24 protein-coding genes and 1 tRNA gene are annotated in these 16,313 nt (G+C 69.3%); 19 read left to right on the top strand and 6 right to left on the bottom strand.

What is annotated here, in order from left to right:
* Positions 1-109 precede the first annotated feature (109 nt).
* The 3 genes from BMY89_RS17055 to BMY89_RS17045 are packed head-to-tail and all read left to right on the top strand — an operon-like array spanning position 110 to position 1,450.
* Entirely contained in the window at positions 110-439 is a 330-nt protein-coding gene (locus BMY89_RS17055) for a YbaB/EbfC family nucleoid-associated protein (RefSeq protein WP_092380987.1), read from the top strand.
* A gap of 1 nt (position 440) precedes the next feature.
* On the top strand, positions 441-746 hold the full coding sequence (locus BMY89_RS17050) for a hypothetical protein (protein WP_092380986.1): 306 nt from the start codon (positions 441-443) through the stop codon (positions 744-746).
* Positions 746-1,450, top strand: coding sequence for a hypothetical protein (locus BMY89_RS17045; RefSeq protein WP_092380985.1), 705 nt, complete (start codon positions 746-748; stop codon positions 1,448-1,450). Before BMY89_RS17050 ends, BMY89_RS17045 begins: the two co-directional genes overlap by 1 nt.
* Positions 1,451-1,658: 208 nt before the next feature.
* Here the strand turns inward: BMY89_RS17045 and BMY89_RS30425 are convergent, their stop codons facing one another.
* Positions 1,659-1,799 carry a hypothetical protein gene (locus BMY89_RS30425; RefSeq protein ID WP_170147704.1) on the bottom strand — a complete coding sequence of 47 codons (141 nt, stop codon included), beginning with the start codon at positions 1,797-1,799 and terminating at the stop codon, positions 1,659-1,661.
* On the opposite strand from BMY89_RS30425, the gene BMY89_RS17040 reads away from it, so the two are divergent.
* Positions 1,798-2,658: a PSP1 domain-containing protein gene (locus BMY89_RS17040; RefSeq protein WP_092380984.1), complete on the top strand. Its 861-nt coding sequence runs from the start codon at positions 1,798-1,800 to the stop codon at positions 2,656-2,658. The two genes, BMY89_RS30425 and BMY89_RS17040, sit on opposite strands and share 2 nt — an antisense overlap.
* A 98-nt stretch (positions 2,659-2,756) precedes the next feature.
* Positions 2,757-3,260 carry an AAA family ATPase gene (locus tag BMY89_RS17035; protein ID WP_092380983.1) on the top strand — a complete coding sequence of 168 codons (504 nt, stop codon included), beginning with the start codon at positions 2,757-2,759 and terminating at the stop codon, positions 3,258-3,260.
* Between the two features lie 166 nt (positions 3,261-3,426).
* Here the strand turns inward: BMY89_RS17035 and BMY89_RS17030 are convergent, their stop codons facing one another.
* Complete coding sequence (locus tag BMY89_RS17030) at positions 3,427-5,211, bottom strand: metallophosphoesterase family protein (RefSeq protein ID WP_092380982.1); 1,785 nt, start codon at positions 5,209-5,211, stop codon at positions 3,427-3,429.
* A 122-nt stretch (positions 5,212-5,333) separates the two neighbouring features.
* Between BMY89_RS17030 and BMY89_RS17025 the strand changes: the two genes are divergently transcribed.
* The 7 genes from BMY89_RS17025 (at position 5,334) to BMY89_RS16995 (ending at position 8,993) form a co-directional block, all read left to right on the top strand.
* Positions 5,334-5,407 (top strand) — tRNA-Thr (locus BMY89_RS17025).
* Positions 5,408-5,781: 374 nt separating this feature from the next.
* Positions 5,782-6,108, top strand: a complete 327-nt coding sequence (locus tag BMY89_RS17020; protein ID WP_092380981.1) for a PadR family transcriptional regulator — start codon at positions 5,782-5,784, stop codon at positions 6,106-6,108.
* Complete coding sequence (locus BMY89_RS17015; protein WP_092380980.1) at positions 6,105-6,461, top strand: DUF1048 domain-containing protein; 357 nt, start codon at positions 6,105-6,107, stop codon at positions 6,459-6,461. Before BMY89_RS17020 ends, BMY89_RS17015 begins: the two co-directional genes overlap by 4 nt.
* A gap of 1 nt (position 6,462) precedes the next feature.
* On the top strand, positions 6,463-6,768 hold the full coding sequence (locus BMY89_RS17010) for a DUF1048 domain-containing protein (RefSeq protein ID WP_092380979.1): 306 nt from the start codon (positions 6,463-6,465) through the stop codon (positions 6,766-6,768).
* 43 nt (positions 6,769-6,811) lie between these two features.
* A complete protein-coding gene (locus BMY89_RS17005; protein ID WP_092380978.1) occupies positions 6,812-7,342 on the top strand; it encodes an EXLDI protein in 531 nt (176 codons plus the stop codon).
* A 125-nt stretch (positions 7,343-7,467) separates the two neighbouring features.
* Entirely contained in the window at positions 7,468-8,229 is a 762-nt protein-coding gene (locus tag BMY89_RS17000; protein ID WP_092380977.1) for an ABC transporter ATP-binding protein, read from the top strand.
* Positions 8,230-8,231: 2 nt separating this feature from the next.
* Complete coding sequence (locus tag BMY89_RS16995) at positions 8,232-8,993, top strand: ABC transporter permease (protein ID WP_092380976.1); 762 nt, start codon at positions 8,232-8,234, stop codon at positions 8,991-8,993.
* Between the two features lie 141 nt (positions 8,994-9,134).
* Here the strand turns inward: BMY89_RS16995 and BMY89_RS29920 are convergent, their stop codons facing one another.
* The 3 genes from BMY89_RS29920 to BMY89_RS30420 are packed head-to-tail and all read right to left on the bottom strand — an operon-like array spanning position 9,135 to position 10,140.
* The gene (locus tag BMY89_RS29920) at positions 9,135-9,362 is read right to left on the bottom strand and encodes a hypothetical protein (protein ID WP_139217960.1); all 228 of its coding nucleotides are present in this window, start codon (positions 9,360-9,362) and stop codon (positions 9,135-9,137) included.
* Between the two features lie 38 nt (positions 9,363-9,400).
* Positions 9,401-10,003: a response regulator transcription factor gene (locus tag BMY89_RS16990; RefSeq protein ID WP_092380975.1), complete on the bottom strand. Its 603-nt coding sequence runs from the start codon at positions 10,001-10,003 to the stop codon at positions 9,401-9,403.
* Entirely contained in the window at positions 10,000-10,140 is a 141-nt protein-coding gene (locus BMY89_RS30420) for a hypothetical protein (RefSeq protein WP_170147705.1), read from the bottom strand. The genes BMY89_RS16990 and BMY89_RS30420 overlap by 4 nt, the downstream gene beginning before the upstream one ends.
* Before the next feature lie 108 nt (positions 10,141-10,248).
* Between BMY89_RS30420 and BMY89_RS16985 the strand changes: the two genes are divergently transcribed.
* From BMY89_RS16985 to BMY89_RS16970, 4 genes are all read left to right on the top strand, one after another.
* A complete protein-coding gene (locus BMY89_RS16985; RefSeq protein ID WP_092380974.1) occupies positions 10,249-11,130 on the top strand; it encodes an ABC transporter ATP-binding protein in 882 nt (293 codons plus the stop codon).
* A gap of 42 nt (positions 11,131-11,172) precedes the next feature.
* Positions 11,173-11,892: an ABC transporter permease gene (locus BMY89_RS16980; RefSeq protein WP_092380973.1), complete on the top strand. Its 720-nt coding sequence runs from the start codon at positions 11,173-11,175 to the stop codon at positions 11,890-11,892.
* Positions 11,889-12,614 (top strand): GOLPH3/VPS74 family protein, encoded by a 726-nt coding sequence (locus BMY89_RS16975; protein WP_092380972.1) that lies wholly within the window; start codon positions 11,889-11,891, stop codon positions 12,612-12,614. The genes BMY89_RS16980 and BMY89_RS16975 overlap by 4 nt, the downstream gene beginning before the upstream one ends.
* A gap of 216 nt (positions 12,615-12,830) precedes the next feature.
* Positions 12,831-13,241 carry a VOC family protein gene (locus tag BMY89_RS16970; protein ID WP_092380971.1) on the top strand — a complete coding sequence of 137 codons (411 nt, stop codon included), beginning with the start codon at positions 12,831-12,833 and terminating at the stop codon, positions 13,239-13,241.
* Between the two features lie 117 nt (positions 13,242-13,358).
* Here the strand turns inward: BMY89_RS16970 and BMY89_RS16965 are convergent, their stop codons facing one another.
* The gene (locus BMY89_RS16965; protein ID WP_092380970.1) at positions 13,359-13,976 is read right to left on the bottom strand and encodes a pyridoxamine 5'-phosphate oxidase family protein; all 618 of its coding nucleotides are present in this window, start codon (positions 13,974-13,976) and stop codon (positions 13,359-13,361) included.
* A 152-nt stretch (positions 13,977-14,128) separates the two neighbouring features.
* Here BMY89_RS16965 and BMY89_RS16960 point away from each other — a divergent pair, with 152 nt between their 5' ends.
* From BMY89_RS16960 to BMY89_RS16950, 3 genes are read left to right on the top strand one after another with little or no spacing between them, the layout of a single operon-like run.
* Entirely contained in the window at positions 14,129-14,635 is a 507-nt protein-coding gene (locus BMY89_RS16960) for a DUF2231 domain-containing protein (RefSeq protein ID WP_092380969.1), read from the top strand.
* Positions 14,632-15,165 carry an Hsp20/alpha crystallin family protein gene (locus BMY89_RS16955; protein WP_092380968.1) on the top strand — a complete coding sequence of 178 codons (534 nt, stop codon included), beginning with the start codon at positions 14,632-14,634 and terminating at the stop codon, positions 15,163-15,165. Before BMY89_RS16960 ends, BMY89_RS16955 begins: the two co-directional genes overlap by 4 nt.
* A gap of 9 nt (positions 15,166-15,174) precedes the next feature.
* A complete protein-coding gene (locus BMY89_RS16950; RefSeq protein ID WP_092381207.1) occupies positions 15,175-16,281 on the top strand; it encodes a glycosyltransferase family 9 protein in 1,107 nt (368 codons plus the stop codon).
* The last annotated feature ends 32 nt before the right edge of the window (positions 16,282-16,313 follow it).

Here is a 16,313-nt window from a genome sequence, read left to right as displayed (position 1 = left end):
GACCGTTATCCACAGCCATCGACAGGCGCAATTCGCGTGCGGTACGGTCCGGTGTGCCGTGGTGACGGTGGCGGCACGCACAGTGATGGCGCTCGGGAGGAGTCCGGCGATGCCGCGGGGTGAGATCGACGAGGCGTGGATCGAGGAGGCGATCCGGCGCTACCGTCGGATCGAGTCCCTCCAGGCCGAGTTCGACCAGGCCGTGGCGACGGTCGAGGTCACCGTTCGATCGCCGGACGGCCTGGTGGAGGTGGTGGTCACCGCCGGAGGCCGGATCACCGACGTGCGGTTCCTCGGGCCCCTGCACGCCCGGGCTCCGCGCGACGTGGCCAACTCGGTGCGGGCTGCGGTCGCCGCGGCTGCCGACGCCGCCGAGTGGGCGAGGGAGAAGCTGCACAACGAGACCTTCACCGCCTACCGACCGTTGGCGGGGGCCTGAGATGGACAGCCTTCGCGCTCTGGCCGGCCGCCTCGACGAGGCTAGCGCCACGCTGACCGCCCTCTCCCGTTCGGTCACCGCCAGTGACCCGGCTCAGGTGGCGTTCGGCGCCGACGCACCGGGGCGGCCGGGCGAGATCGGCCGGGCGCTGCACCGACAGTGGGTGGCCGCCACCGGTGACCGGGCGCGGGAGGCACACTCCGCCGCCGCCCAGGTGGCGGCCGTGGCCGCCGCGCTGCGGGAGGCGGCCGACCGGTATTCCGACACCGATTCCGTCGCCTCCCGTCGGTTGATCGGCGAAAGCTGATGGACGCCCTGGACCGGCTCGCCGAGCCCGGCGTCGAGCTGCTGCACCGCGTCGACACGTTGCTGGCCGCCGGTGCCCCCGAGGGGCACCGGGTCTGGCCGTTGCTGCGCCGGATGCAGGTGCTGCCCGGTGAGGCGCTGCGCAGCTTTCTCGACCTGCGGGCCGCACCGCTGGCCACCGCCGGGCACGCCGTGCGCCGGCACGTGCACGGGTACGACCACGCCTGCGCCGCGCTGACCGACCCGATCCTCTGGTCGGGGTCGGCGGCACTGGCCTACAGCCAGTCCCGGGCCACGTTGCTGCGCCACCTCGACGAGGGGCCGGAGAGCCTGGTCGGGCGGCTGGAAGCCACCGCTGGCTACGCCGACGCGCTCGCCGATTGGGTGGAGGGCAGCCGGCTCGCCGTGGCCCGGGCGCTGGCCGAGGTGATCGGCTCGGCCGAGGCGGTCGCCGTCGTCGCGGCCACCTCGGTCAGTCGTGCCTCGACAGATGCCGGCCCGTCCTCGCCGGGTCGAATCGCCGCCGCCGAAGTCGGCGCGCGGGTGCTGGCGGTGCTCTGTGTCGCCTACGACGGTGCGGAGAACCTGTTGCGGCAGTGGTCACCGAGCCTGGCCGAGTCTCCGTGGCGGCCGGCCGGCGCCCGCTTCCGTCCCGACCCCGGTGGCGGAACACCGGGTGGCCGGACGACCCGCGTCGGCTGGTGACACCGGCCGGACGGGCACGGCGTCGGCTGGTGAACCGGCCGGACAGGCACGGCTTCGGCTGGTGAACCGGCCGGACGGGCGCACGGCGTCGCCCACGGGCACCCGTCCGGGCTGCCTGTCGGCGACGCCGTGCCATCCCTGCACCCCCCGCAGGTCTGCCCCTACTCAACGCGGTCGAAGCTGCTTTGTCCCGCCTGCCGCGCAGGTTTCAACCGTCCGGGCCGGCATCGTCGTACCGGCGGTTGGGATGGGGATCGGTCGAGTCGACAATCATGGATGCCTGCACGGCGTACTCGCCGATGATGCCGACCGGACACGCCGCCGTGCCGGCGACGTAGGGTGAGGGCATGGGCATGCTCTGCGCGGTCAGCTTCCAGCGGTACGGGCGCCTCTACTACCTCGACCCTGGCGAGCTGCGGCCGCAGGTGGGCGACAAGGTGCTGGTCCCCACCGACGACGGTCCCGAGGTGGCGGAGTGCGTGTGGGCGGCGCAGTGGGTCACCGAGGAGACCGAGGGCTTCCCCCGGCTGGCCGGGCTGGCCCAGGATGAGGACCTGCGACGGGACGAGGCGCTGCGGCGGCGCAAGGCCGAGGCGAAGGTCGCGGCGAAGCGACTGATCCGCGAGCACAGCCTGCCGATGAAGGTGGTGGCGGTCGACCACGTGCTCGGCAACGGTGAGAGCGGCGGCGAGCGCAGCACCATCTACTTCACCGCCCCGCATCGGGTGGACTTCCGCTCCCTGGTACGCGACCTCGGTGCGACCCTGCACTGCCGGGTGGAGCTGCGCCAGCTCTCGGCCCGGGATTCGGCCCGGGTGCAGGGTGGCATTGGTTCCTGTGGGCGCGACCTGTGCTGCGCCACCTTCCTGAACGACTTCGAGCCGGTCACCATCCGGATGGCCAAGGACCAGGATCTCCCGCTCAACCCGCTGCGCATCTCCGGTGCCTGTGGCCGGTTGATGTGCTGCCTCAAATACGAACATCCTTTGTATGCCCGTTTTACCGAATCAGCTCCGGCAATCGGCGCCCGCGTCACCACGCCGGAAGGGGAGGGCCGCGTGGTCGGTCACAGCGTCCCGAGAGACGCGGTGACCGTTCGCCTGGACGCCGACGGCTCGCGCTCCATGTGCTCCCGCGCCGACGTCTGCGGCTCCCGCCGCGACTACGAAAGCCGTGACCTGTCAGGCCCGGAGGGTGCAGCGAGATGATCGACGTGCCTCGTCACTCACGGCGGTGAACCCGGCACGGATGACCGCGCAGCCGTGCGGGACAGCATTCGTCTCACCTTGCTCGTTACCATCCAGCGATGGGCATGAGGAACTATCTGATTGAGGGCGTCTCCGGCACCGGCAAGACTTCGGTCTGCAAAGAGTTGCAGCGGCGCGGCTATCATGCCATCAATGGTGACCGGGAACTGGCTTATCAGGGCGACCCGGAGACTGGTGAGCCGTTGGAAGGGCTCGGGCACGAGCACCACATCTGGCGCGTGGACGACGTGAGGGCTCTGGTCGCCAACCACGACGAGCCGGTGACCTTCTTCTGCGGGGGCTCACGAAACTTTCACAAGTTCATCGACTTGTTTGATGGCGTCTTTGTCCTTGACGTCGACTTGCGCACTTTGCATCGGCGGCTTGACGGGCGACCGGAAGACGAGTGGGGTGGCAAACCGGCGGAGCGCGAACTCATCTTTCGATTGCAGCGAACGAAGGAAGACATTCCGAGAAGCGGTACCGTAATCGACGCCACCCCACCTCTCGCGAGCGTCGTCGACGAGATCCTTCGTCAAGTAATGCTGTCTCCGAGCAAGTGAGAGCATCCGCTGGACCAGATCTCAGGAGTCGGCCCCGGAGATCCGCAGCCGCCTCCACGCCCCCACCCCCTGACCATGTTGATCAAGAAGTTTGCGCCCTGGATCGGCCCGGCGGAGGGCGCAAACTTCTTGATCACCCCGGTGGGGGTGGGGGTGGGGTGGGGGGTTAGGTGAGGGTGATGGGGGGTTCGGCCAGGTGGGGGGTCAGCGGGGTGGTGGGGGTCAGCCAGGAGGCGTCGGGGGAGTGGTCGGTGTTGATCCGCCAGTCGCGGGCCACCCGATCGACCGCGACCGGGTAGAGGGTGAGCGTGCCGTCGGGGTCGATGCGCAGGCGTACGAAGCCCTTCGCGTCCTCGATGCCCTGCCCGGCGAACAACTCGTTGACGTTCACCCCGAACGCGCTGGCGATCAGCAGATACCCGGCCACCAGTTGGCTGGCCACCAGTCCGATCACCGGCAGGTAGACCACCGCCGCGGCGACCGCCGGCAGCGGCCAGGGCCAGTCGTGGAACGGCAGGGCGAGCCAGGCCCAGGTGCCGGCGGCAGCCAACCCGACCTGGGCCAGACCGTGCCCGACGCCGAGGATCCAGTGCCGGGCGTGCCGTTTGCCACCGGAGCTGGGCGGCTTGGCGAACAGGGCCGCCGCGAGCACCGTGACCAGCACCATCATCACCAGCGGTACGCTGAACAGCCGCTGCTCTGAGGCCTCGGACCGGAAGTCGGTCACGCCGGCCATGGAGAGCATCAGCAGGGTCTGCAGGATGCCCAGCAACGTCGAGAAGCCCGGGTTGCGGCGCGGCAGACGGGCGAAGATCCCCCAGCCGTACCGGCGGGACCGGGCCGCATCGGGGTAGCGGCCGGCCAACTCGTACGTCCGGGAGGGGCTGGACCGGCGGGCCATGGTGTCCCGAGGCGGCACCTCGATCCGCTCGGGCAGCTTGTGGGTCGGATAGAGGTACGCCCCGCCACTGCCGCAGGTCACCAACTGCCGGCCGTCGGGCCCGGTGTACCGGGCGTAATGGTGCAGGTCGCCGGAGATCAGCAGCCGTACCTGGGCACCGGTGGGCGCGATGATGGTCCGGATGAAGTAGTCGATCGAGTCGTACGCCTTGGGCTGGTCGACGGCCTTGACCCACTGCGGGGCCGGCACCGCCAGGATCACCCGGCTCTGCGGTCCGAGCTTCTTCGCCACCGCGTCGAAGTAGGTGAGCTGCGGGTCGTCGACGTACGACCCGGACTGGTCGTCGAGCCCGAGCAACCACCAGCCGGCGGGCAGCTCGGCGGCGAAGTACGAGCGGGACTGGCCGGTACGCCAGCCGCCGAAGTGCCGGTCCCGGGTGCGGACGAAAAGCCGGAGGAACGCGGTCAATCCGTCGTACCAGTCATGGTTACCGGGGACCGCGAAGATCGTCGGCTGCACCGACGGTTCCGGTGTGGTCGGCAGCGCCGCCTGGTAGGGCCCCTTGCAGCGATCCTCGTACGCCTCGTAGTCCGCCGACGGGTAGACCTGGTCGCCGCCCATCACCAGGGTCTGCGCCCGGGGCAGCCGGTGCCCGTCCACCTCCAGCTCCCGCTGGGCGAGCAGGTACGCGACCGAGTAGGTGGCGTTGAAGCCGTCACCCAGATCGGCCACGTAGTCGAGCCACAGCCCGCCGTCGGGCCCGACCTGCTTTGCGATCTCCGCGTCCAGCGCCTTCTGCAACTCCCGCTTGTCCAGGTATGCGCCGAACAGCAGCGCCAGCAGCGTACGCAGGCCGGTGCTGATCAGTAGGAACGGTGCCAGCCACGGCACCGGCTTGCGGGGCGTGAAGCCCAGCTCCAGCGGATCGGTGCTGCGTGGCCGCCGGGACGCCCGCCCGCCGGTCGCTTCCTCGGCGTACGGATCCGCCGGGGCGGGCTGCCGGGGCGGGGTGTCGACCGGTTCGTCGGAGCGGGGGTGATCGTCGGTCACCCGCTGGAGCCTAGTGCCGTCCGGCCGGGCGTGCCGAGCCGTAAACGCACCGGTGTCCGGTTCGCCGCTCGGCAATCCCGCTCGGGCCCGGGCCGACGCGTGCCGTACACTTGACCACCGTTGCCGCCTTAGCTCAGTCGGCTAGAGCGACGCACTCGTAATGCGTAGGTCGACGGTTCGATTCCGTCAGGCGGCTCGGGATGATGCCCTGACCAGCGGAGACGCAGGTCGGGGCATCGTTTGTATCGATGAAGATTTGAGTCACCCCCCGAAAACTCCGCCACGCGACTTGGCATCGCCGATGGTCTGACCAGGACCCTGGTGCGACGGGAAACTTTCGAGGACCTGCTGCGCCGCGCCGGCTAGCGGGTTCTGCTGGCGGGGATGGGGCCGTCCGGTTCGACCGGGGCCTGCGCGGTTGGACCCGCCTTCTCGCCGAGTCTCGCTTGGGCTACCGCTTCCACTCCTGACCGGCAGAAGTCTTCAGTACTCGGTACTACCGCCTAGCGGTACTCGGTGATACCGTGTACCAGTACCCGGTCGTACTAGATACCGGATTGGGGGGTTGGGGTGGAGGATCTGACCGAGATGCTGAAGGGCACGCTTGAGGGCTGCGTGCTCGAAATCATCGGCCGTGAGGAGACCTACGGCTACGCCATCACGCGCCGCCTGAACGAGCTCGGTTTCGCCGATGTCATCGACGGCACGGTGTACACCATCCTGCTGCGCCTGGAGCGCAACAAGCTCGTCCAGGTGTCGAAGCGGCCGTCCGAGGTAGGTCCGCCGCGCAAGTTCTACACGCTCAACGACGCCGGGCGCAGGGAGCTCGCGACGTTCTGGACGAAATGGCAGTACGTCTCCTCGCGGATCGACAAACTCAAGGAGGGCGGGGCATGAGCTTCTGGGAGACCATCACGGGCAGCGATCTGACCCGAGAGTGGAAAGCGTTCGAAGGCCGGGCGCAGGCGTTGCCGGCCGACTATCAGGCCGCGTGGGGACAGATCGTGGCTCACCTCTTCCCGTACGGGAGCTTCACGGGCCGCAACCTGACCCCCATCGCCGACGCCGCTCTCGGGTTGCTCGAGGAAGCCGCGGCCGACGGCCAGGGCATCGACGAGGTGCTCGGCGACGACATCGCCGGCTTCTCGGCGGCGCTGGCCGGCGGAGTGGGAGCCCGCAGTTACCGCGACCGGTGGCGGGAGCAGTTGAACCGGAACGTCGCACGCAAGCTGGCCCGGTTGGGAGACTGACATGAGCATCCAGGACATCATCGAGGGCAAGAAGCAGTGGCGGGCGCATGTCGCTCGGGTCAAGGCTCTCCCGCCCGACTATCGGATCGTCTACCAGGAGATGCAGCGCTACCTGTTCAAGGTCGGGCCGATCGATCTGCTCGACGGGGACCTGCTTCGTGGAATTCTCGACTTCTTCGAGGAGGGCGTCGCCGCCGGCAAGGGCGTTCTGGAGGTCACCGGCACCGACGTTGCCGCCTTCTGCGATGACCTGATCAAGGACTCGCCCACCCACGCCGACGTCTATCAGGAGTCCCTCAGCCAGTAGACCAGGCGTTGCGTGTACGTATAGGTGTGCGTATAGTCGGGTCATGCCCAACAAGACCATCTACGTGTCCGACGACGACCTGCCGCTGTTCCAGCGCGCCCAGGAACTCGCCGGCGGCACCCTCTCGGCGGCCATCGCCGCCGCGCTACGCCGTTACGTCGAGGTCGAGGAAGGCCGGCAGCAGGGGTACGACGACGTCGTCGTGCGCGTCGGGCCCGGGCTCGGCCGCAAACAGCGGTTCTCCGGAATGCTGATGGCAGAGATGGAGCGGACCGGCAACGAGCGCGACGAGACCTACCGGATCTACCGGACCCGCAGCGGGAAGTACGTCGTTCACCTCGAGCGGTCCGAGGCGCACGTGAACAACGCACCGAACGCCGAGAAATACCGCACCGGCTGGCGCGCCTGGGTCGGCGACTGGAGCGCCAACCAGTCCTGGACACGCATCCCCGCCGACTCCAGCCTGCGCATCGCTGACGACCTGGACGCGCTGCGCGAGATGATCCCGCCCGAGCTTTACGAGCTGGTTCTCGACGCCGTCCACGAACCGACGATCGAGGATCTCGACATCTGATCCACGCCTGACCAGCCACGGAAGAGCCGCCGGCTCGCCCGTCGATCACACACATCCCCACATCACGGACGGAGCCGACGGCGGCCGCCCGACGATGCCCCATGCCCAAACATAGGAGGCGGCACATGGCAACAGCCAGCCCGGCGATCCGGGTCGACGGACTACGCAAGTCCTACAAGGAACTACCCGTCCTCAAGGGCGTCGACTTCGAGGTGGCGCCCGGCAGCATCTTCGCGCTGCTCGGCTCGAACGGCGCCGGCAAGACCACAGTCGTACGCATCCTGTCCACCCTGCTCAAGCCAGACGGCGGCACGGCAAGCGTCAACGGGTTCGACGTCGGGTCCGAGCCGCTGCGGGTGCGCGAATCGATCAGCCTTACCGGGCAGTTCGCCGCCGTCGACGACATCCTCACCGGCCGGGAGAACCTGGTGATGGTCGGCCGGCTCCGCCGGCTCGGCAACCCCCGCGAGACCGCGGACGAACTGCTCGACCGGTTCGGCCTGGCCGACGCCGGCGGGCGCCGCGTCGGGACGTACTCGGGAGGCATGCGCCGCCGGCTCGACATCGCGATGAGCCTCATCGGTGACCCTCCGATCATCTTCCTCGACGAGCCGACCACCGGCCTCGACCCAGAGGGCCGCATCGAGGTATGGAACGAGATCCAGAAGCTCGCCGGCGATGGGACGACGGTGCTGTTGACCACGCAGTACTTGGAAGAGGCCGAGAAGCTCGCCGACCGGATCGCGATCCTGCACGAGGGCACGATCATCGTCTCCGGCACCCTGGCCGAACTGCGGAAACTGCTGCCGCCAGCCAAGGTCGAGTACGTGGAACGGCAGCCCACCCTCGAGGAAGTGTTCCTCTCCGTCGTCGGAAAGCAGGCCTGATCATGACCACTCACGTCCTCAGTGACACCGGCGTGATGCTCGACCGCTCGATCAAGCACGTGACCCGCAGCCTCGACACCATCATCACCGTTACGATCATGCCCATCGCGTTCCTGCTGTTGTTCCGGTATGTGTTCGGCGGCGCGATCCAGGCCAACACCGACAACTACGTCAACTATCTGATGCCCGGCATCCTGCTGATCGCGATCGCCAGCGGCATCTCGTACACGGGATTCCGGCTGTTCACGGACATGAAGAGCGGCATCTTCGAACGGTTCCACTCGATGCCGATCGCCCGGTCGTCAGTGCTGTGGGGTCATGTGCTGACCTCTCTGGTGTCCAACGCCATCTCTGTGGCGGTCATCATCGGAGTTGGGCTGGCGATCGGCTTCCGCTCCTCCGCCGGCCTGCTGGCCTGGCTCGCCGTGGCGGGCATGCTCACGCTGTTCACCCTCGCCCTGACCTGGCTCGCAGTGATCCCTGGCTTGACCGCGTCCACCCCGGACGGAGCATCCGCCTTCTCGTATCCACTCATCTTTCTACCGTTCATCAGTTCGGCGTTCGTCCCCACCGAGACGATGCCCGGCCCGGTGCGAGCCTTCGCCGAGCACCAGCCGGTCACCGCGATCGTCAACGCCATCCGAGCACTGTTCGAGCAACAGCCGGTCGGCAACGACATCTGGATCGCGCTCGCCTGGTGCGCCGGAATCCTGGTCATCGCCTACGCGCTCGCGATGGCCGCCTACCGTCGCAAGATCACCTGAACCGGAGTTCTGCAGGTTCTGCAAGGGGTCGACAGTGCCCCCGCTTACCCCCCGAAAACCTCTGCTAATCAACAACTATTGGTGACTAACGTCGATGATCTGACGATAGTGTCCGGGCCGCTCAGTGACGGGCGCTGGCGATTAATAACAAGCCGCGTCTCGTGACGTTCGGTAGGCGTAGGTCGACGGTTCGATTCCGTCAGGCGGCTCGGAACAGAAGCCCAGGTCATCGGCCTGGGCTTCGCCGTTTTCCACGCTCGACCGCGTCGCCGCCGGCCGTGCCGGCCAGCCGCTGGATAGATCATCGGCACCGCCGAGACCCGCCTGGTGGCGGTCTGAATCGCTGGTCAGGGCCTCGCGTTCGCCCATGTACCGAACGTCGTCAGTATTCGACGATCAGCCGTTGCTTACAGCCAGTCGTGTTCGCGGGCGTAGCGGGCCGCCTCGTGCCGGGTGTGGGTCTGGGTCTTCTGCATGGCGTTGGAGAGGTAGTTGCGTACGGTGCCCTGTGCGAGGTGGAGCCGGGCCGCGATGTCGGCGACCGAGTAGCCCTCGCCGGTCACCCGCAGCACGTCTAGTTCGCGGTCGGTGAGTGGGCAGTCGTCGATGACGGCGAGCGCGGACACCTCCGGGTCGATCCAGCGTTTGCCGGTGTGCAGGGTGGTGATGACCGAGGTGATGTGTGCCGGCTCGGCGGATTTGCTGACGAAACCCTGGACGCCGAGTTTCAGAGCCTTGCGCAGCACGCCGGGCCTGGCGTGTCGGGTCAGCATGAGGATCACCTGTTCCGGGCGTGCCCGGCGGATCTGCGCGGCAGCCCCGAGTCCGTCCAGACCCGGCATCTCCAGGTCGATGACCAGCACGTCGGGCTGGTGCCGCAGGGTGGCCTCGACGGCTGTCTCACCGTCGGACGCCTCGGCGAGTACGGTGATGTCGCCCTCCAGGGGGAGTAGCGCGGCGAGGGCCTTGCGGAGCAGCGCCTCGTCGTCGGCGAGCACGATGGTGGTCATCGGTCGGCCTCCCGCGCTGTCGCCGGAGCGGTGTCGGTACGGGTGCGGGGAAAGAGCGCGGTGGTGCGGAACCGCCCGTCCTGCGGGTTCAGCCGTCCCTGCGTCGTATCGGTGAAGCGCACCGATCTTGCGATCACCCTCCGAGTATCCGGCAGGTCCGGGGCCGCGTTCAGTGACACCACGTCACACGTTGCGGTGACGTGGTGCCACTGCCGGGTCGGTGCGGCCGCTGCTGTCATTGGGGCATGTCCACTACGCCAGTTATCGAAGTCGAACGACTGAACGTCAAGTACGGCGACTTCCACGCCGTCAAGGATCTCTCCTTCGAGGTACGCCGCGGGGAGCTCTACGCGCTGCTCGGCACGAACGGGGCGGGGAAGACCTCGGCGCTGGAGACCATCGAGGGACACCGGACGCCGTCCTCGGGGACCGTGCGGGCCTTCGGGCACAGCCCGCGCGAGCGACGGGAGGTGCGTCCCCGGATGGGCGTCATGCTCCAGGAGAGCGGATTTTCTCCGGATCTCACGGTTCGCGAGTCGGTCCGCCTGATCGGCAAGCTCACCCAACGCGTCGACGACGTCGATCGGGTGCTCGACCTCGTCGCTCTGACCGACCGATCGGGCCGGAAGGTGGCGCAGCTCTCCGGCGGGGAGAAACGGCGGCTGGACTTCGCCACCGCTGTCTACGGGACGCCGGAGCTGATCTTCCTGGACGAACCGACCACCGGCCTGGACATCCAGTCCCGTGACGACCTCTGGGCGACGGTGGACCGGCTACGTGAGAACGGCGCCACCATCGTGCTCACCACCCACTACCTGGAGGAGGCGCAGCAGCGCGCCGACCGCATCGGGCTCATGCACCAGGGCACCCTCCACCGGGAGGGCACGGTCTCCGAACTGACGCGCACCCTGCCGGCAGTCATCCGCTTCTCGCTACCGGCACCGGCACCGGCGCTGCCGCTGCAGGCCGCCGTCGACGGTGACCGGAAGGTCGTGATCGAGACCTTCGAACTGCAGAAGGACCTGCACGTCCTGCTCCGGTGGGCACAGGATCAGGCCGTGGAGTTGCCGGACCTGGAGGCCGGGCCGACCCGACTCGACGACGTCTTCCGCACCCTCAGCAGCTGAATCGCCCCACTGCCCGACCGTTCCCGAGAGGAATAGAAACCCGTGTTTCCCATCGCTGCCAGCGAGCTGATCCAAATCTTCCGGAACCGGCTGGTGCTGATCACCAGCCTCATCATCCCGGTGGCCGTCTGCGTGTTCTTCGTCCGCCAGCACGAGACCTTCGCGGCCATCGGCAGCCTCGGCTACATCGCGGCGATCGTGATGTTCACCGTGGCCGCGTTCGGGCTCTACGCCACGGCGGTAACCACTCTGGCCTCCCGGCGGCAGAACCTCTTCCTCAAACGGCTGCGCTCCACCGCCACCGGAGACGCCAGCATTCTCGCCGGCCTGCTGCTACCCGTCACTGTCCTCGCCCTGGTGCAGGTGGCCGCGATCCTGACCGCGCTGGCCGTGGTCGCCAGCGAACCGGCCAACGTCGTCCTGCTCGTGGTGGCGGCCCTCGCGACCCTGACCATGATGATCGGCCTGGCTCTGGCCACCGCGGGGCTGACGAACTCACCCGAGCACGCCCAGGTCACCACCCTGCCCGTCACCCTCGGCGTGGTCGCCGTCGCCAGCTGGGTCGGCGTCAGCGGCACCGAGGACCTCACCCTGCTCAAGCGGCTGCTACCCGGCGGCTCCGCCACCGAGCTGATCATGAACGCCTGGAACGGCGGCGTCGCTGTCACCGACTCCCTCCTCCTGCTCGCACCCACCCTGGGCTGGGTCGTCATCGCCACCGCCCTCGCCACCCGACTCTTCCGCTGGGAGCCCCGCCGATGACCTGGCAACCTGACGATTCCTTCGATGGGCGGGCCGAGACGCCCGCCGAGGCGGAGCAGCCCGACGCCCCGACTCTGGTGGAGGACCTGCTGCTCCTGCTGTTCCAGCCCGACTCCGGCACCATCGCCGGGGAGAACACCCTCTTCTACGTCCTCGCGGGAGCCGTACTCGCAGACCTCGCCCTTGGCGATCACGTGACCACGGCGGCCCGCGGCAGGGTGGCGATCGTCGAGGGCCAGGCACCGTCGGACGACATCCTCCGATCCGCGTGGGACTACCTTGCCAAGAAACCCCGGGGTGTCCAGACGGCACTCGCGGCAATCGGCCCCCCGCTGCGCGGACCGGTGTTGGAACGACTCGTCGAACGCGGCGACATCGACCGAGGGGATCGTAAGGTGCTCGGTCTGTTCCGGACGACCGCCCTCAGGGTCGGTGGGAACGGACGCCGGGCCCGGCTCCTCGGCGAAGTCCGGCAGGTCCTGGTGGACGGCGCCGAACCGCGGGCGCGGGTCGCCGCACTCGTGGCACTGATCTCGGGTAGCGGAACGCTCCCACAGTTCCACCGCGAGATTCCGTGGACGTCACCGGTGATCAAGCGGGCAAAGGAGCTCGAGCGGGGCAACTGGGGAGCCGGAGCCGCCGCGGATGCCGTGACCCGCACCGTGACTGCGACGATCGTCAACAACGCCATCATCGCCGCTACCGTGCTACCCCGCAGCTAGTGGACCATCAGCGTGGTCGACGGCCCGGGTGCCGGAGGCTGAGTCACCCTGCGGGCACCACCTGGACGACACTCATCCCACTCGTAGTCCGGTCACCGTGGTCGGCTCATCCGATGGCTCGCCTTGGTGGCCGTGTCGATCCGGCCCCTTCTGTCGGACGTCACCGGTAGGTTCCGAGGGATCCGATGGAGTCCCTTACGAGCACCGGAGGTTCCCGTGCCTTTTGCGTCGGTCGTCGTCAGCCTGCCGATCGTCGATCGGCAGATCTCCCACGACTTCTACCGGGCCGCGCTCGGTCTGACCGCCGTCGGTGAGCCGGCCGAGGACGGTCTGCCCGAGCCGTTGCAGTTCGAGGTCAACGACGGGCTGCGGCTGATGCTGGTGCCGACCGGCGGGTTCGGCTGGGTGCTGGGCGGTCGGGAGGTGGCGGACTCCCGGCAGAGCGAGTGCGTGCTCGGCCTGGACGCGACCGGCCCGGCCGAGGTGAAGGCGCTCGTCGAGCGGGCCCGGGTTGCCGGCGGCAAGGTGGTCACCGAACCTGGTCAGCAGCCCTGGGGATACGCGGGCACCTTCGCCGACCCGGACGGTCACCTGTGGATGATCGCTGCCGCTCCGTCCAGCACCTGACCCCGACAGCGGGTGCACAACCGCAGGGATACTGCCGTGTCCGGGAGGACGTGAGGCCGCAGTATCCCCGCAATCGCCGGGCGGCGGGCCCGGGCCCAGGGGGCGTGGCTGGCGAGGTCAGGCGTAGAGCGTGGTGGCGTACTCAGGCCCGTAGCGGCGCTCCAGGTCGTCGAGGGTTTCCGCCGGGGACTCCACCTCCTTGATGAGGCGGGCCCGGCTGGGCAGCTGATCCGGCAGCCAGGTCTCCGGCTGCCACAGCTCGGAACGGAGGAACGCCTTCGAGCAGTGGTAGAAGATCTGCTCGATCTCGACCACCACGGCGAGCACCGGCCGATGCCCCTTGATCACCATCTCGTCGAACCAGGGCGCGTCGCGCAGGAGCCGCGCCCGACCGTTGATCCGCAGGGTGTCGGTACGCCCGGGAATCATGAAGATCAACCCGATGTGCGGGTTTGCCAGGATGTTGCGGTAGCCGTCGGCCCGCTTGTTGCCGGGGCGTTCGGGGAGCGCGATGGTCTGGTCGTCCAGCACCAGCGCGAAGCCGGGCGGGTCGCCCTTGGGGGAGACGTCGCAGGTGCCGTCCGCCCCGGCGGTGGCGACCAGGCAGAACGGCGACGCGGCGAGCCATTGCCGGTCACGTTCGTGCAGCCTGGGGCGTTCCTTGGCGACCGCGCGGGGCCCAGGTGTGCCGAGTAGTTCGGTCAGTTCGGCCGTTGATGTGATCTCCACCGTCACTGTGTGCCTCCCCGTGGAGTTGACCGTGGTGACGGCACCCGGGCGGGAAACCGCCACCGTCAGTTTAGTCGCGCCCGCCGAGAGGTTTGTCCCCCGGTGACCGGGGTACGGCCACAAGCAGCGCCCGCCAAACAGACAGTGGAGGCCCGGCGATGGAGAGTCGACTCAAGATCCTGGGCCATCCCGTCCATCCGATGCTGGTGATGTTTCCGGTCGCGCTGCTGGTGACCGCCGTGCTGTTCGACATCGTCGACACCGTCGGCGGGCCGGACTTCCTCGGCGAGGTGGCGTACTGGAATCTGACCATCGGCCTGATCGGCGGGCTGCTGGCCGCGGCGGCCGGAGTGTTCGACCTGCTGGCCATCCCGACCGGCACCCGGGCCAAGCGGGTGGCGCTCACCCACGCCGCCGCGAACGTCGCGGTGATCCTGCTCTTCGCCGCCGTCTGGGTGGTGCGGCTCAACGCCGACTCACGGGCGGCCGGTGGCGCGTTGATCGCCATCGAGGTGGTGGCGCTCGGCATCCTCGGGATCGGCGCCTGGCTGGGCGGCGAACTCGTCGACCGGCTCGGTGTCGGGATCGACCGCGACGCGAACCTGGACGCTCCGAGTTCCCTGCGGCCGGCGGCCGCCAGCCAACGGATGGGAGATGTGCGATGACCAGGCCGGGCCGAGGTTGGCGGGGTGGGCAGCAGGGCTGGGACCCGATGGGCGAACTGCAGTCGCTGCGGGCCGAGCTGAGTCGGCTGGTCGGTGGCCGGCCAGGTCCACCCGAGGTGGAGCTGGGTGAGACCGCCGACGGGTGGGAGGTCGTCGTCCGGCTGCCCGGCGTCGCGCCGGAGGAGGTCGCGGTGGAGTTGGAAGACCGCGAGCTGTGCGTACGGGCGCGGACCGAGGCCGAGGTCAACGCCGACCACGGCATCCCCGGCGGCTTCGAGACCCGGGGCTTCGAGTACCGCGTGCAGCTGCCGTCACGGGTGGACCCGGACGAGATCGACGCGGTGATGGACCACGGGCTGCTGCGGGTACGGCTGCCCCGGGCGACCCGGGGCGCGTCGCGCACCATCACCGTCGGTCGCACCGGCCCGCGTCCCGCCGGCCCGTCCGGCGGTACGCCGAGCAGCGTCGACCCGGCCGCCGACCGGGAGCTGCACCAGCCGGACGTCGCCGCTGGCGAGTCGGGCCGGTAGCACGTGGCCCTGGCCGCGACGCCGCTGCTGGTCGAGGCCGCCGAGCCGGTGCCCGACGTGGCCCGGATCGCGGTGCTGCGCGCCAACGCGCTCGGCGACTTCATCTTCGTGCTGCCGGCGCTTCAGGCGTTGCGGGCCGGGTACCCGCAGGCGGAGATCGTGCTGCTCGGCGCGCCCTGGCACCAGGGACTGTGGCGCGACCGGCCGGGCCCGGTGGACCGGGTGCTGGTGGTGCCGCCCGCACCGGGCATCCGCGAGGTGACCGCCGGCGAGCCCGAGTCGAGCATGGTCGACTTCCTGGCCGCCACCCGCGCGGAACGCTTCGACCTGGCGCTCCAACTGCACGGCGGCGGGGCGAACTCGAACCCGCTGGTCGCCGCGCTCGGCGCCCGGGTCACCGCCGGGCTGCGGGCCGAGGACGCGCCGCCGCTGGACCGCTGGCTGCGCTACGTCTACTACCAGCCCGAGGTGATCCGCTATCTGGAGGCGGTGGCGCTGGTCGGCGCACCGGCCACCACGATCACCCCGACGCTGGCGGTGACTGACGCCGACCGTGCCGAGGCGCGGACCGTGCTCGGCGAGCCGGACCGCCCCCGGGTGGCGCTGCACCCGGGCGCGACCGACACCCGTCGCCGCTGGCCCGCCGACCGCTTCGGCCAACTGGCTCGGACGCTGCACGCCGACGGCTACGAGGTGCTGGTCACCGGTACCCCCGCCGAGCAGGACGTGGTCGACCAGGTGGTCGCGGCAGCGCGGGTGCCGGTCCGGCCACAGGTGGGCACGCTCAGCCTGGGCGGGCTGGTCGGCTGCTACGCCGGCTGCGCGCTGGTGATCTCCAACGACACCGGCCCGCTGCATCTCGCCGCCGCCGTCGGCACCCCCACCGTCGGCATCTTCTGGGTCGGCAACCTGATCACCACCGCCACCGCACTCCGTGGCCGGCACCGCCCGATCATCTCCTGGACGGTGCACTGCCCGGTCTGCGGCGTGGACTGCACCCCCGGCGTCTACCCGCACCGTCCCGGCGACGGCGAGTGCCCGCACCGGGACTCCTTCGTCGCCGACGTCCCGGTGGCCGAGGTGGCAGAAGCCTCCCGCGAACTGCTATTCGAGTAAGGATTCGAGTAAGGAAGGGCCCCCTGTTAACG

The sequence above is a fragment of the Micromonospora phaseoli genome (genome assembly GCF_900109115.1).
Taxonomy (GTDB): Bacteria; Actinomycetota; Actinomycetes; order Mycobacteriales; family Micromonosporaceae; genus Micromonospora; species Micromonospora phaseoli.
This window is presented reverse-complemented; position numbering and strand designations above follow the sequence as displayed.

Coding starts and splice junctions, on each gene's coding strand:
- BMY89_RS17055 (WP_092380987.1), top strand. CDS start 110: ATGCCGCGGGGTGAGATCGACGAGGCGTGGATCGAGGAGGCGATCCGG.
- BMY89_RS17050 (WP_092380986.1), top strand. CDS start 441: ATGGACAGCCTTCGCGCTCTGGCCGGCCGCCTCGACGAGGCTAGCGCC.
- BMY89_RS17045 (WP_092380985.1), top strand. CDS start 746: ATGGACGCCCTGGACCGGCTCGCCGAGCCCGGCGTCGAGCTGCTGCAC.
- BMY89_RS17040 (WP_092380984.1), top strand. CDS start 1,798: ATGGGCATGCTCTGCGCGGTCAGCTTCCAGCGGTACGGGCGCCTCTAC.
- BMY89_RS30425 (WP_170147704.1), bottom strand. CDS start 1,799: ATGCCCTCACCCTACGTCGCCGGCACGGCGGCGTGTCCGGTCGGCATC.
- BMY89_RS17035 (WP_092380983.1), top strand. CDS start 2,757: ATGGGCATGAGGAACTATCTGATTGAGGGCGTCTCCGGCACCGGCAAG.
- BMY89_RS17015 (WP_092380980.1), top strand. CDS start 6,105: ATGAGCTTCTGGGAGACCATCACGGGCAGCGATCTGACCCGAGAGTGG.
- BMY89_RS17010 (WP_092380979.1), top strand. CDS start 6,463: ATGAGCATCCAGGACATCATCGAGGGCAAGAAGCAGTGGCGGGCGCAT.
- BMY89_RS17005 (WP_092380978.1), top strand. CDS start 6,812: ATGCCCAACAAGACCATCTACGTGTCCGACGACGACCTGCCGCTGTTC.
- BMY89_RS17000 (WP_092380977.1), top strand. CDS start 7,468: ATGGCAACAGCCAGCCCGGCGATCCGGGTCGACGGACTACGCAAGTCC.
- BMY89_RS16995 (WP_092380976.1), top strand. CDS start 8,232: ATGACCACTCACGTCCTCAGTGACACCGGCGTGATGCTCGACCGCTCG.
- BMY89_RS29920 (WP_139217960.1), bottom strand. CDS start 9,362: ATGGGCGAACGCGAGGCCCTGACCAGCGATTCAGACCGCCACCAGGCG.
- BMY89_RS16990 (WP_092380975.1), bottom strand. CDS start 10,003: ATGACCACCATCGTGCTCGCCGACGACGAGGCGCTGCTCCGCAAGGCC.
- BMY89_RS16985 (WP_092380974.1), top strand. CDS start 10,249: ATGTCCACTACGCCAGTTATCGAAGTCGAACGACTGAACGTCAAGTAC.
- BMY89_RS16975 (WP_092380972.1), top strand. CDS start 11,889: ATGACCTGGCAACCTGACGATTCCTTCGATGGGCGGGCCGAGACGCCC.
- BMY89_RS16960 (WP_092380969.1), top strand. CDS start 14,129: ATGGAGAGTCGACTCAAGATCCTGGGCCATCCCGTCCATCCGATGCTG.
- BMY89_RS16955 (WP_092380968.1), top strand. CDS start 14,632: ATGACCAGGCCGGGCCGAGGTTGGCGGGGTGGGCAGCAGGGCTGGGAC.